Source organism: Streptomyces sp. NPDC056361 (assembly GCF_042262805.1).
GTDB lineage: Bacteria > Actinomycetota > Actinomycetes > Streptomycetales > Streptomycetaceae > Streptomyces.
Genome location: NZ_JBHJQI010000034.1, coordinates 53,332 through 67,227 on the forward strand (window position 1 = coordinate 53,332; position 13,896 = coordinate 67,227).

Below are 13,896 nucleotides of genomic sequence, written 5' to 3' on the forward strand. Positions count from 1 at the left end.
TTGGATGCTCACTCGGTCGGGTGCTGCGGGGCGCTTGCCACTCCTGACGCCCGTCCACTGAGCGCGGCGTCCAGGGGCTCCTGGGCCATGCGCATCACATCGGCGCACTTCGGCCGGGACACGCGCATGGCGACATCTTGCCGCAGTGTGCGAGCCGGCCGCTTGACCCCATCCCTTCACGCGGACCCGCTTACGCAGCGCCGATGGTTCTGTGCCATAGGTGCGACCACTCCCAGGTCCAGACCACAGAGGACATCTGGAAGCGTGGATTCCAGCCAACCTGCGTCGGCGTAATGACGAGTTAACGCAACCATGGCACTCTTCTGAGCAATCTGGCGCAGAGAACGTGCTCGCAACGAGCAGTCTCTCGGCGGTAGTTGATCGCGCACCACTTCGTCGGTTCCGTCGAGGCGGCTCGGACCGAGCCGCCCGATTCCTCAACGGCCGAGACCCTCGGTCGTCAGTCAAGGAGCTCAGAGTGAGACGTTCTTCCCGAAAGGCTGTCAGTGCGGGAGTGCTGATAGCCGGTGCCGCCATGGTCGCGGCGACGCTTCCGGCCGGCACCGCGCACGCCGGCTCTCCGGCCCCGGCGGGGGCGCAGGCCGCTTCCGCCGGCGCCACGCCCCGGGCCGGTGCGCTGCAGGTCAGGCTCAGCCCGGCCGAGCGGGCCGCCCTGGTCGCCGACGCCACGGCCGGGCGCGCTGCCACGGCCAAGGCCCTGGGCCTGGGTGCGCAGGAGGCGTTGGTGGTCCAGTCCGTGCTCAAGGACGCGGACGGCACGGTGCACACGCGCTATGACCGCACGTACGCCGGACTGCCGGTCCTGGGCGGCGAGCTGATCGTGCACGCGGCAGCGAACGGCACCGTCAGGGACGTCACCAAGGACACCAAGGCCGTGATCGGCGTCGCCTCCACGAAGGCCGCCAAGAGCGCAGAGTCGGCGAAGGCCGTCGCACTGGCCAAGGCCAAGGACGAGGGCTCGAAGGCCCCGAAGGCCGACCTGGTCCGCAAGGTGGTCTGGGCCGGCTCGGGCAAGCCGGTCCTGGCCTGGGAGGCCGTGGTCGGCGGGCTCCAGCACGACGGCACCCCCAGCCGGATGCACGTGATCACCGACGCGACCACCGGCGCCGAGATCTTCGAGTACGACGAGATTCACACCGGCGTCGGCAACAGCCAGTACAGCGGCCAGGTCACCATCGGGACCTCGGGATCCGCGGGCAGCTACACCCTGAACGACGCCCCTCGTGGCGGTCACAAGACCTACGACATGGGCCACTCGACCAACGACAGCCAGCAGGGCACTCTGTTCACCGACGCCGACGACGTCTGGGGCAACGGCCTGGCGGCCAACACGCAGACGGCGGGCGTGGACGCGCACTACGGCGCCCAGGTGACCTGGGACTACTACAAGAACGTCCATGCGCGCAGCGGCATCAGGAACGACGGGGTGGCCGCCTACTCCCGGGTCCACTACGGCGACGCCTACGTCAACGCCTTCTGGGACGACTTCTGCTTCTGCATGACCTACGGCGACGGCGCGGGCAACGCCAAGCCGCTCACCTCGATCGACGTGGCCGCCCACGAGATGACGCACGGCGTCACCGGCGCCACCGCCCGCCTCATCTACAGCGGCGAGTCCGGCGGTCTGAACGAGGCCACCTCCGACATCTTCGCCGCCGCGGTGGAGTTCTCGGCGAACAACGCCAACGACGTCGGCGACTACCTGGTCGGCGAGAAGATCGACATCCGCGGGAACGGCACCCCGCTGCGCTACATGGACCAGCCGTCCAAGGACGGCAAGTCCAAGGACTACTGGTACTCCACCCTCAGCGAGGCCGACGTCCACCACTCCTCCGGCCCGGCGAACCACTGGTTCTACCTGGCCTCCGAGGGCAGCGGCGCCAAGACGGTCAACGGAGTCAGCTACAACAGCCCGACCTTCGACGGGCAGCCGGTCACCGCGATCGGCCGCGACGCCGCGATGAAGATCTGGTACCGCGCGCTGACCACCTACATGACCGGCTCGACCAACTACGCCGGCGCCCGCCTCGCCACCCTCCGGGCCGCCGCCGACCTGTACGGCAACGGCAGCGCGACCTACGTCCACGCCGCCAACGCCTGGGCCGCCGTCAACGTCGGCGCCCGACTCCCCCTGGGCGTGAGGATCACCGACCCGGGCAACCAGTACACGGCGATCAACACCGCCGGGAGCCTGCAGGTCCAGGCCATCAGCACCAACCCCGGCGCGCTGACCTACACGGCCACCGGCCTGCCCGCGGGCCTGTCGATCAACGCCTCCACCGGCCTGATCTCCGGCACCGCGACGGCGCTGGGCACCAGCAACGTCACGGTCACGGTCACGGACTCCACCAACGCCTCCTCCACCGCCACGTTCACGTGGAAGATCTACACGCCCGGCCCCTGCAACCCGGCGCAGCTGCTCGGCAACCCCGGCTTCGAGTCCGGTGACACCGCGTGGACCTCCACCCCCGCCGGCAGCATCATCGACAACGGCGTCAAGCTGCAGCCGCGCACCGGTACGTGGAAGGCGTGGATGGGCGGCTACGGCTTCACGAAGACCGACGCCCTCACGCAGACGGTGACCATCCCGGCCGGCTGCCCCACCACCCTGACGTACTGGCTGAACATCAACACCAACGAGATCATGAACACCGTGTACGACACCATGAAGGTCCAGGCCAACGGGACCACCCTGGTCACGTACTCCAACCTGGACAAGAACAACGACTACGCGAAGAAGACCATCGACCTCTCCGCCTTCGCCGGGCAGAGCGTCACCCTGAAGTTCACGGCCGCGGAGGACTACGCCATGCAGACGTCCTTCCTGCTCGACGACATCGCCCTCACCGTCGCTCCCTGACTTCGCGCACGACCGATGCCCCAGCGCTGAACATCGGCGCCGTTCCCCGGGCGGGCTCCGTCGTCCGCCCGGTGTTCGGCCGAGCCTCTCGGCCGCCATCCTAGGAGTTCACTGTGAGACCTTCCCCCCGCAAAGTCGTCGCCGCGGGTGCCCTGATAGCCAGCGTCGCCATGGTCGCCGCCGCGCTTCCCGCCTCCGCACTTCCCGCCTCCGCACTTCCGGCCTCCGCCGCCACGGGCACCCGAGCGCCGGCCGCCTCCCTCAGTCCGGCGCCCCGAGCCGGCGCTCTGAAGGCGGAGCTCACCCCGGCCCAGCACGCGGCGCTGCTCGCCGACGCGCAGGCGCACCGCACCACCACCGCCCATGCCCTGGGCCTGGGCGCGCAGGAGCAGTTGCTGCCGAAGTCCGTCCTGAAGGACGCCGACGGCACGCTGCACACCCGCTACGAACGCACCTTCGCCGGCCTGCCGGTCCTCGGCGGAGACCTGGTCGTGCACGCAGCGGCCGACGGCGCTGTCAAGAGCGTCACCAAGGCCACCCGGGCGACGGTCGCCGTCGCCTCCACCACCGCGGTCAAGACGGCCGATTCGGCGAAGTCCTTCGCACTGGGGCGCGCCACGTCCGAAGGCGCCACGTCCCCGAGGGCGGACTCGGTCCGCAAGGTCGTCTGGGCCGCCGCCGACAGACCCACCCTGGCCTGGGAGACCGTCGTCGGGGGCGTGCAGCACGACAAGACCCCCTCCGAACTGCACGTCATCACCGACGCGAAGACCGGCGCCCGGCTGTTCGAGTACCAGGCCGTCAAGAACGGCGTCGGCAACAGCCAGTACGCCGGCCAGGTCACCCTCAACACCACGGGGTCCGCCGGCAACTACAGCCTGGTCGACAGCACCCGCGGCGGCCACAAGACCACCGACCTCGCTCACGCCACGGACGACCCCTTCGGGGGCAACATCCCCGTCGGCACGACGTTCACCGACTCCGACGACGTCTGGAGCACCGGCGCCCCCGGCCACAACCAGTCGGCCGGTGTGGACGCCGCCTATGGTGCGCAGCTGACCTGGGACTACTACAAGAACGTCCATGCCCGCACGGGCATCCGCAACAACGGCGTCGCCGCGTACTCCCGCGTCCACTACGGCGACATCTACCGCAACGCGTTCTGGTGGGACGTCTGCTTCTGCATGACCTACGGCGACGGCTACTACAACACCAACCCGCTCACCTCGATCGACGTCGCGGCGCACGAGATGACGCACGGCGTCACCTCCAACACCGCCGGCCTGATCTACGACTTCGAGTCCGGCGGTCTGAACGAGGCCACCTCCGACATCCTGGCCACCGCGGTGGAGTTCTGGGCGAACAACTCCTCCGACGTCGGTGACTACCTGATCGGCGAGAAGATCAACATCGACCTCGACGGCAAGCCGCTGCGCTACATGGACCGGCCGTCCAAGGACGGCTATTCCAAGGACTCCTGGTACTCCGGCATCGGCGGCATCGACGTCCACGGGTCCTCCGGCCCGGCCAACCACTGGTTCTACCTGGCCTCCGAGGGCAGCGGCGCCAAGACGGTCAACGGCCTCGCCTACAACAGCCCGACCTCCGACGGCCTGCCGGTCAACCCGATCGGCCGAGACGCCGCCGCGAGGATCTGGTACCGGGCGCTCAGCACCTACATGACGAGCAACACCGACTACGCCGGCGCCCGCGTCGCCACCCTCCAGGCGGCCGCCGACCTGTACGGGGCGAGCAGCCCCACCTACAAGAACGTCGGCAACGCCTGGGCCGCGGTCAACGTCGGCCCCCGCGTCACCCAGGGCGTGACGCTCACCAACCCCGGCAACCAGGTCTCCTCGACCAGTACGGCGGTGAGCCTGCAGGTCCAGGCCACCAGCAGCAACACCGGGGCGATGACCTACACGGCCACCGGCCTGCCCGCCGGCCTGAGTCTCAACACCTCCACCGGCAAGATCACCGGCACGCCCAGCACGGTCGGCACCGCCACCGTCACGCTCACCGTCACGGACTCCACCGGGGCCTACGACGTCGTCTCGTTCTCCTGGCTCACCTACAACGCAAGCTCCTGCGCCACGACGCAGCTGCTCGGCAACGCAGGCTTCGAGTCCGGCGTCACCGCCTGGAGCGCGACCGGTACCGGCCCCGTCATCAGCAACGACAACTCCTGGCTGCCGGCACGCACCGGCACCTGGAAGTCGCTGGTGGGCGGCAACGGTTCCACGGCCCCCGACACGCTGACGCAGACGGTGTCCATCCCCAACGGCTGCAAGGCCACGGTCAGCTTCTGGCTGCGCGTCGTCACCAACGAGGGCACCACGACCATCCCGTACGACAAGATGACCGTCACGGCCAACGGCACCACCCTGGCCACGTACTCCAACCTGGACAAGAGCACCGGCTACGTCCAGAAGACGTTCGACCTCGCCTCGGTCTCCGGGCAGAACGTCACCCTGACGTTCACGAGCGCGGAGGACGGGTCCATCCCGACCTACTTCCTGATCGACGACACCGCGATCACCCTCCACAACTGAACCACCCACCGGCCGCTCGGCTCGGCTCGGAACGAGTCGAGCCGGGCGGCCGGCGCGCATCGCTCGCAACTCTCAACACCCTTGTCAATTCCATCAGTTGCGCAGGGCTCCCGTTCGGGAGCCCTGCTTCTCCCCCCGCCGGAGGCAGCCGTGAAGAGACCTCGCTCCTTGCTCAGTGCCCCGCTCCTCGCCGTCGCGCTCGTCGCCGGACAGACGGGCCTGGGGCAACCGGCCCACGCCGTCCCCGTCGTCACCGCCGCACTTCCCCCCGTCTCCCCCACGCCCCAGTCCATCGACAGGTCCGGAAAGGACGCCGTGGTCACCGGGCGGGTCCTCGTGGCCGCCGACGACCGCACCGACCGGGCCGCGCGTGACCGCCTCGTACGCGAGTTGCGGGCCCACGGAGCCGAGAGGGTGGACGTCGTGGCGCCGGGTCACGCCGGCGCGCGCGGTCTGCTCACCGTACGGCTGGGGCCCGCGTCGAGGCCCGACATCGCCGCGGCCCTCGCCGGCACGACCGTTCCCGGCCACGCGGAGGGCTACGCGCTGCGGGTGACCGCTGATGCTCCGGAGCGGCAGGTCGCGCTGGGCGGCACGGACGGCTCCGGGCAGTACTACGCCGTCCAGACCTTGCGGCAGCTCTTCGTCCGCACCGCCGACGGCGGCTGGAGCATCGCGGGCGCCCGCGTCAGCGACCATCCCTCCATGCCCCTGCGCGGCACGATCGAAGGCTTCTACGGCGCGCCGTGGACCCCGGCCGAGCGCCTGGACCAGATGGACTTCTACGGCGACGTCAAGGCCAACACCTACGTGTACGCCCCGAAGGACGACCCGTACCACCGGGACAGGTGGCGTCAGCCGTACCCGTCGGACAAGCTCGCCGAGCTGGGCGGGCTGATCGAGCGGGCCAACGCCAACCACGTGGCGTTCACCTTCGCCGTGTCTCCGGGCGCGTCCATCTGCTACTCGGACCCCGCGGACCGCGCCGCGCTGAAGGCGAAGCTGGAGACCGTCCACGGCCTGGGCGCCCGGGCGTTCTCCATCCCGCTGGACGACATCGACTACACCTCGTGGAACTGCGACGGGGACCGGAAGGCCTACGGGTCTCCCGGGCGTGCCGCCGCCGCGCAGGCGCAGGTGGACCTCCTCAACGACGTCCAGCGCACCTTCGTCGCCGCCCGCCCGGGGACGCGGCCCCTGCAGATGGTGCCCACGGAGTACGGGGACCTCGGCGACTCGGCGTACAAGCGGACCCTGCGCGCGGCCCTCGACCCCGCGGTCGTCGTCATGTGGACCGGCACCGACGTCGTCCCCCCGTCGATCACCAACGCCCAGGCGGACGCGGCCTCGAAGCTGTTCGGCCGCAAGGTCTTCGTCTGGGACAACTATCCGGTCAACGACTTCGGCGCCACCAGCGGCCGGCTGCTGCTCGCTCCGTACGACAAGCGCGAGGCCGGACTGTCCGCGCATCTGAACGGCATCGTCGCCAACCCCATGAACCAACCCTACGCCAGCAAGATCGCGGTGTTCGGCGCCGCCGACTTCGCGTGGAACGACCGCGGTTACGACGCCGGCACGAGCTGGACGCGGGCCATGGCCTATCTCGCGGGCGGCGATGCCACGGCTGCCGCGGCGCTGCGCGTCTTCGCGGACCTGGAGCACCTCGCGCCCACCTTCGGAGCGACGCCGTGGCAGGAACAGGCGCCCGAACTGCGCCGCAGGGTCGAGCGTTTCTGGACGGACTGGAACGCGGGTCTGCGCACCGAGGCCCTGGCCGCACTGCGGAGCCACGCCGTCTCCGTCGCAGAGGCTCCGGCACGGATCCGCGCCGGAGCGGTGCAGGAGGGCTTCGTGGCCGACGCGGACGCTTGGCTCGACGCCACGGAGCTGTGGGGCCGCGCGACGGTCGCCATGGTGGACGCCGTTTCCGCGCGCCGGACGGGCGATCCGGATCGCTCCCAGGCGCTGCTCGCCCACTCCCGTGACCTCCAGGAACAGGCCGGTGCGGTACGGGTCGACCCGGCGCGCAACACCTGGGGGAAGGCCCGGACCAAGGTCGGCGACGGCGTCCTCGATGCCTTCCTCGTACGATCCGACGTCATGCTGGAGCTGTGGGACGTGGCCGGCGGCGGCGAGAACCTCGCGCTGAAGGGCACGGCGACGGCGTCCAGCGTCGAGGCCGACCTCGACCGGCTGGCCGCCCGTCACGTCAACGACGGTTCCACCGGCACCCGATGGGCCTCCGGGTACGGCGACGACGAGTGGGTGCAGGTCAGGCTCGCGGCGCCGGCCCGAATCGCCGCGGTGACCCTCGCCTGGGAGGCGGCGTGCGCCGCCGAGTACCGCATCGAGACCTCCGAGGACGGCGTGAACTGGACCTCCGCCGCCACCCGCCGACCGTCGGCCTGCGGCAACGACGTCGTCCGGCTCGCCTCCGACCGCCCCGTCACCCACGTCCGCATGCAAGGCGTCGCGCGCGCCACCTCCTGGGGCTACTCCCTCTACGAGATGGCCGTCTACGGCGCTCCCGTGACGTAGCGAGTTCCGGCAGGTGGGGCAGGAGCGAGCGATGGCGTGTCACGGGCGCCCCACAGACCCAGGATTGCTCAGTAGTGCTCATCACGGCTATAAATAGCTCATGTTCGAGCATTACTGATGCAAGAAATGGATCGGTGTATGAACGTCGTCGCTCTGGAGGTCGGCGGGGCGTACATCAAGGGCTGTGCGCTCGGCCCCGACGGCATCCTGCGGGAACGGGAGCGCTGGTTCACCCGCCCGGAGCGAGGGCCTGATGCGGTGCTCGAGACGGTACTGGAATGCGCCTCCACCCTTGCCCGGCGCAGCCGCGCGGTGGCGGCAGGGATCGTGGTGCCCGGCGTCGTGGACGACAGGTCCGGCAGCGCGGTTCTCGCCGGTGCGCTGGGGTGGCGGGAGATGCCGGTGCGGGGTTGGGTCGCCGAGCACCTGGAGATGCCCGTGGCCTTCGGCCACGACGTGCGCGCCGGTGGGCTTGCCGAGGCGCGCCTCGGGGCCGGCCGGGGCAGCCGGAACTTCCTGTTCGTCTCCGTCGGCGCGGGAATCGCCGCCGCGTGGGTGCTCGACGGCCAGGTCGTGCCGGGAGGTCAAGGCGGAGGAGGCGAGCTCGGGCACCTCGTGGTCCGGCCCGGCGGCGAACTCTGCCACTGCGGTGGGCGGGGTTGCCTGGAGACCATCGCCTCCTCCCTCGCGCTCACCCGTCGGTACTCCCTGCTCACGAGGTGGCGCGGGGTCGGCGCGGGCGAGCTGTACCACCGCGCCGACGCGGGCGATGCCGTCGCCCGCGCCGTCTGCGCGGAGGCCGTGGAGGCGCTGGCGGCCACCCTCGCGACGGCCGTCACCCTGTACGCCCCCGAACGGCTGGTCATCGGCGGAGAGCTGGGCGGCGCGGGCGGGGGACGCCTCGCCCCGCTTCGGGATGCCCTGGCCCGACGGCTGACCTTCCAGGTCATGCCCGAGGTGCTGCCCGCCGCCTTCGGGGATCGCTCGGGGTGCATGGGAGCGGCCCTCCTCGCCCAGGAGCTCCAGCGCGAGGTCACTGCTGCCTGACGGCGGCGGCGACGGTGGCGCGAGTGGGGGTCGGCCAGGCACGGCGATCCGTGACCGCCGGGGGCCTTCCGCCCCTATTCTTCGTGCGCCTGCTCGGCCAGGGAGGCGTCGCCGGCGATCCGGCGCAGGGCCTTGGCGGGGCTTCCCTCGTCGGTCATCGCGCTGCCGATGGTTCTCTTGGTGCTGTCTCCCACGGCGCCCCACGAGGTCTTGCCCACGGGCGGCAGGACCGATGTCGGCAGCTCCTGCAGGAACTCGCGGAGGTCCCGGTGCCGGTCGTCCGCCTCCATCTGCTGGGTGACCGAGACGGTGACCGGCAGGAGGTTGTTGCGTGCCGCGAACTCGCGCACGTTCTCGTCGCTGAAGAGGAAGTCGAGGAAGCTGCCGATCTCCTGGGGGTGCCCGTTGCGCTTGAACGCCATGATCCAGTCGACCACCGCGGGGGCGGCACGGGACTTGCCGTCGCGGCCGGGCACGGGCACCTTGCCGACGTCGATGCCGGCGGCCCGCGCCGGCTGGAGGAGGGAGGGATGCCCGTTGACCATGCCCACCTCACCACGTACGAACGCCGAGTAGGCGTCCTTGCGGTTGAGGCGTTCGGGCGGGACGGGACCCGTGAGTCCCGTCTTCACGAGATTCTCCTTGACCCAGTCCAGGCTGTCGACGTTCTTCTGCGAGTCGATCTCGTAGGAGCCGTTCAGTCCCGTGTAGCCACCGCCGCCTCCGAGCATCCAGGCCATCGCCTCGATCTGCGCCTCTTCGGGACCCAATGGCACCGCCACCGGGTACGCGATTCCGGTACGGCTCTTCAACTGCTCTGCTGCGGACTTCAGTTCGGCCCATGTCGCCGGGGGCTCGTCGATGCCCGCCCGGGCGAACGCCTTCCGGTTGTAGAAGAGGAGCCGCGTCGAGGAGGTGAACGGCATGCCGTACTGGGTCCCTCGGTAGCGTCCTTGTTCGGCGAGGGCCGGCAGGAAGTTCGCCTCCACGGGGATCGAGAGCAGGGTGTCGGCGCGGTAGAGGTCGCCCCGCTCGGCGAACTCGGCGTACGAGGCGATCTGGGCCATGTCGGGTGCCTTGCCGGCCTTGACCATGTCCGCCACCTGGCGGTCGATGTGGTCCCAGGAGACGATCTCCACCTCGATGTTGATCCCGGGGTGGGCGGACTCGTAGGCACGGACGAGTTCCGCCCAGTACCGCTCGGTGCTGTCGGACCGGCCGGCGGCGACCTCGTAGTCGGCGGCCACCAGCCGCAGGGTGACCTCGCCGGAGGTGTCGGCGCAGCCTGCCGACGTTAAGCAGAGCACGAGAGCGGTGGCGGCTGCGGTCAGGGCATGTCGGTGCTGGGGCACGGGTTCTTCCCTTTGCTGTGCGCGACGTGAAGGCCCGCCCCTTGCCGGTCGTCGGGCGGGCGGCAGGGAGCGGGCGGGCGGTGGTTACTTGACGGAGCCGGCGGTCAGGCCGGACACGACCTTGCGCTCGATGAGCGCGAAGAGGACGACGACGGGCACGATCGCGATGACCGAGCCGGCGAACAGGTAGTTCCACTGGACGGTGTAGTTGCCGATGAAGCTGTTGATGCCGACCGTGAGGGGCTGGTTCTCCGGAACGGTGGAGAGGGTCAGGCCCATGACGAACTCGTTCCAGGCGGCGATGAAGGTGAAGATCATCGCGGTGACGACTCCGGGCATCGCCAGCGGCAGGGTGATCCGCAGGAGCGCGCCGCCGCGTCCGAGGCCGTCGATCATGGCGGCTTCCTCGAGCGCCTCGGGGATCGAGGAGAAGTACGCGGTGAGGATCCAGATCGCGAAGGCCAGGTTGAAGGCCCCGTTGCAGAGGATCAGGGTCCAGACCGAGTTGAGCATGTCCAGTTGGTAGAACTCGCGGTAGAGACCGACCAGCAGGGACGTCGGCTGGAACATCTGCGTGATGAGGACCAGCAGCAGGAAGAGCTTGCGGCCGCGGAACTTCATGCGGGCGGTGTAGTACGCGGCGGGGATGGCGACCAGCAGGACGAGCAGGGTCGATCCGGCGGAGACGAGCAGGGTGACGCGGAGGTTGTCCCAGAGGTGGGACTCGCGCCACACGTCGATGAAGTTGGCCCACTCGAAGTCGCTCGGCAGGTAGGTGGCGTCCCGCAGTTCGTGGGCCGGCCGGAGGGCGGTGATCACCATCTCCAGGTACGGCAGCAGGAACACGGCGGCCAGCAGCCACGCGGCCGCGGCGGTCAGCAGGGTGCGGGGGGTGACGGTTCGCGGGGGCCGGGTCCGCGGGGGCGCGGCGGTGGTTTCCGGTGGGGGGATGGGGATCGTGGCGGGTACGGCGGTGAGGGTGTGCCGAGTCATCAGGTCTCCTCCTGGTTCCAGCGGCTGGCCTTGAGGAAGAGGACGACCATGACCACGACGAGGGCGAAGTTGACGACGGACATCGCCGCGGACTGGCCGATGTCGGCGTTCTTCAGCTGGTACATGAAGACCGTGGTGGTGGCGGTGTCGCTGTCCGGGCCGCCGCGGGTCATGCTCCAGATGATGGGGAACGAGTTGAAGACGTTGATCAGGTTGATCACCATGCCGACGAGCAGTGACGGGCGCAGCAGCGGCAGGGTGATCCGCAGGTACGTCTGCCAGGTGTTCGTGCCGTCGACCTTGGCTGCTTCGTAGAGCTCGGCGGGGATGGTCTGGAGTCCGGCGAGCAGGGTGTACGTGGTGAAGGGCAGCGAGACGAAGACGGCCACGAACATCATCCACGGCCAGGCGGTGGAGGGGTCTCCGAGCCAGTCCTCGGGGCCGTCGATGAGGCCGAGGTCCTTCATGACGGTGTTGAGGACGCCGGAGGTCTGGTTGAGCATCCACTTGAAGCCGATCGCGGTCATCACGAGCGAGGCGGCCCACGGTGCGATGAGCGCCCAGCGGGTGACGCGGCGGCCGGGGAACTTCTGGTTGAACAGCTGGGCGAGGGCCAGGGAGATCACCATCGTGGTGGTGACCACGACGAGGGTCCACATGACGGTGGAGACGACGACCGAGGGCAGGGCCGGATCCTCGAACAGCTGCTTGTACTTGTCGGTTCCGGCCGAGCCGCGGACGAAGCCGCTGCTGCTGATCTTCAGGAACGAGGTGCGGACCATCTCGTAGACGGGCCAGAGCACGACGAGGACGATGAGCAGGGCCGCGGGTCCGATCCAGGGCAGCGGGCCGAGGCGGGCCAGGCCGCCCGGGCCCTTGCGGCCGGGGCGGGTGGCGGATGAGGTGGTGGACACGAGGGTGCCTTCCGTGACGGGGCCCGGGCCTACTGGTCGGCGACCGCCGCCTCGGCCTTCTTCTGGAGCTCGCCCAGCACCTTCGCGGGGTCGTTCACGGCGGTGCCGCCGCTCTTCTTGATCTCGGCGGAGACGGCGTCCCAGGTGGTGTCGCCGAGCGGGTAGAAGACGGCGTTCGGCAGCAGGGTGAAGAAGGGTTCGAGGTCCTTGTGCTTGCCGTTGGCGGTCATCTCCTGGAGCGTGTCCTCGGTGACCGGCATGAGGTTGTACGTCTCGTCGAACTTCAGCGTGTTCTCCTTGGAGTACGCGAAGTCGAGGAACTTGCGGACCTCTTCCTTGTGGCCGCCGTCCTTGAAGGCCATCATCCAGTCGGCGACGCCGAGCGTGGACGTCAGCGGTCCGGACTTGCCGGGGATGGGCGCGACGCCGTAGTCGACCTTTCCGTCCTTGGACATCTGGATGAGCGAGGGGTGGCCGTTGAGCATGGCGGTCTTGCCGGCCGCGAAGTCGGCGAAGGCGGTCTTGCGGTCGGTGGTGGCGGGGTTGGCGTAGGTCAGACCGGGGCCGACGAGGTTCGCCTTCAGCCAGGAGAACGCCTCGACGTTGGCCTTGGCGTCGAGGGTGTAGCCGCCCTTGGCGTCCGTGTAACCACCGCCGTTTCCGAGCTCCCAGATCAGGGACTCGCCCTGTGCTTCCTCGGGGCCGAGGGGAAGGGCGTACGGGGTGACGCCGGGGGCCTTGGCCTTGATCTTCTGGGCGGCGGCCTTGAGCTCGTCCCAGTTCTTGGGCGCCTCGGTGACGCCGGCCTTGGCGAACAGGTCCTTGTTGTAGAAGAAGGCGCGCGCGGACGAGACGAACGGAATGCCGTACTGGGTGCCGTCGACCTCTCCGGCCTTGGCGAAGCTGTCGATGAGGTTCTTCCGGGTCGACTCCGACAGCACCTCGTCGGCCTTGTACAGGAGGTCGTCGGCGACCTTGTCGGCGTAGCCGCCGGTCTGGAGGACGTCCGGCACGTTGCCGCTCTGGATCATGGTCTTGACCTGGGAGTCGATGTCGTTCCAGTTGACGACCTGGACGTCGACCTTGATCTTCGGGTTGGCGGCGGTGAAGCGCCGCGCCACGTCGTTCCAGTAGGCCGTCGAGCTGTTCGACGCCTTGTCCCCGTAGTCCGCGGCGACGAGCTTCAGCGTCACCTCGCCGTTCGCCGAGTCGCCGCCGTCCTTGGTGCCGCCGCAGGCCGTGAGGGTGAGCACGCCTATGGTGCAGGCCGCCACGAACATCCGCTTGTCCATCGTCAGTACCGCCTTTGCATCTACCGGCCGTCGGACGGGGCGGCCGGTGGGGTGAAGGAACGACAGCTGCTCGGAGTGTGCATGAAGGTGACTGCTGCTTCACGCTTTCGCTCAGGAACGAGCATCTGCTGTGGGCAAAGTAAACACGACGACAGGGCTCCGGTACCAGGGGTCGTTACGCGAACGATGCCTAATCGCCCGGATGTTCGGCGCTCGGCACCCCGGGGAGGCGCCCGGGCGTCGGGCGCTCGGCACCCCGGGAGGACCGTCGAGGCGTCCCGGCGCCGGACAGCACGACGCCCCCCGCGCATCTGGTGCGCGGGGGGC

The 13,896-nt window shown here is 69.6% G+C and carries 8 protein-coding genes and 1 pseudogene; 5 read left to right on the plus strand and 4 right to left on the minus strand.

Annotated elements, in window-relative coordinates:
* Positions 1–478: 478 nt before the first annotated feature.
* The 5 genes and pseudogenes from ACFCY7_RS14035 to ACFCY7_RS14055 all read left to right on the plus strand — a co-directional run bounded on the left by ACFCY7_RS14035 (position 479) and on the right by ACFCY7_RS14055 (position 9,018).
* On the plus strand, positions 479–2,881 hold the full coding sequence (locus tag ACFCY7_RS14035; protein WP_376484417.1) for a M4 family metallopeptidase: 2,403 nt from the start codon (positions 479–481) through the stop codon (positions 2,879–2,881).
* Between the two features lie 170 nt (positions 2,882–3,051).
* On the plus strand, positions 3,052–5,433 hold the full coding sequence (locus ACFCY7_RS14040) for a M4 family metallopeptidase (protein ID WP_376484433.1): 2,382 nt from the start codon (positions 3,052–3,054) through the stop codon (positions 5,431–5,433).
* 150 nt (positions 5,434–5,583) lie between these two features.
* Positions 5,584–7,539, plus strand: a pseudogene (locus ACFCY7_RS14045) (beta-N-acetylglucosaminidase domain-containing protein); the annotation flags it as partial.
* Positions 7,534–7,971 carry a discoidin domain-containing protein gene (locus ACFCY7_RS14050; RefSeq protein WP_376484436.1) on the plus strand — a complete coding sequence of 146 codons (438 nt, stop codon included), beginning with the start codon at positions 7,534–7,536 and terminating at the stop codon, positions 7,969–7,971. The pseudogene ACFCY7_RS14045 and the gene ACFCY7_RS14050, both read left to right, overlap by 6 nt.
* A 138-nt stretch (positions 7,972–8,109) precedes the next feature.
* Complete coding sequence (locus ACFCY7_RS14055; protein WP_376484419.1) at positions 8,110–9,018, plus strand: ROK family protein; 909 nt, start codon at positions 8,110–8,112, stop codon at positions 9,016–9,018.
* A gap of 74 nt (positions 9,019–9,092) precedes the next feature.
* On the opposite strand, the gene ACFCY7_RS14060 is transcribed toward ACFCY7_RS14055, so the two are convergent.
* The 4 genes from ACFCY7_RS14060 to ACFCY7_RS14075 form a co-directional block, all read right to left on the minus strand.
* Complete coding sequence (locus ACFCY7_RS14060; protein WP_376484421.1) at positions 9,093–10,370, minus strand: extracellular solute-binding protein; 1,278 nt, start codon at positions 10,368–10,370, stop codon at positions 9,093–9,095.
* 84 nt (positions 10,371–10,454) lie between these two features.
* Positions 10,455–11,363, minus strand: a complete 909-nt coding sequence (locus tag ACFCY7_RS14065) for a carbohydrate ABC transporter permease (RefSeq protein ID WP_376484424.1) — start codon at positions 11,361–11,363, stop codon at positions 10,455–10,457.
* The gene (locus ACFCY7_RS14070; RefSeq protein WP_376484427.1) at positions 11,363–12,277 is read right to left on the minus strand and encodes a carbohydrate ABC transporter permease; all 915 of its coding nucleotides are present in this window, start codon (positions 12,275–12,277) and stop codon (positions 11,363–11,365) included. Before ACFCY7_RS14070 ends, ACFCY7_RS14065 begins: the two co-directional genes overlap by 1 nt.
* Positions 12,278–12,306: 29 nt before the next feature.
* Positions 12,307–13,569 carry an extracellular solute-binding protein gene (locus ACFCY7_RS14075; protein ID WP_376484429.1) on the minus strand — a complete coding sequence of 421 codons (1,263 nt, stop codon included), beginning with the start codon at positions 13,567–13,569 and terminating at the stop codon, positions 12,307–12,309.
* Between the last annotated feature and the right edge of the window lie 327 nt (positions 13,570–13,896).

Excerpts from the sequence above, each read along its gene's own strand:
- ACFCY7_RS14040 (WP_376484433.1), top strand. The coding sequence starts at position 3,052 with ATGGTCGCCGCCGCGCTTCCCGCCTCCGCACTTCCCGCCTCCGCACTT.
- ACFCY7_RS14050 (WP_376484436.1), top strand. The coding sequence starts at position 7,534 with ATGCTGGAGCTGTGGGACGTGGCCGGCGGCGGCGAGAACCTCGCGCTG.
- ACFCY7_RS14055 (WP_376484419.1), top strand. The coding sequence starts at position 8,110 with ATGAACGTCGTCGCTCTGGAGGTCGGCGGGGCGTACATCAAGGGCTGT.
- ACFCY7_RS14065 (WP_376484424.1), bottom strand. The coding sequence starts at position 11,363 with ATGACTCGGCACACCCTCACCGCCGTACCCGCCACGATCCCCATCCCC.
- ACFCY7_RS14075 (WP_376484429.1), bottom strand. The coding sequence starts at position 13,569 with ATGGACAAGCGGATGTTCGTGGCGGCCTGCACCATAGGCGTGCTCACC.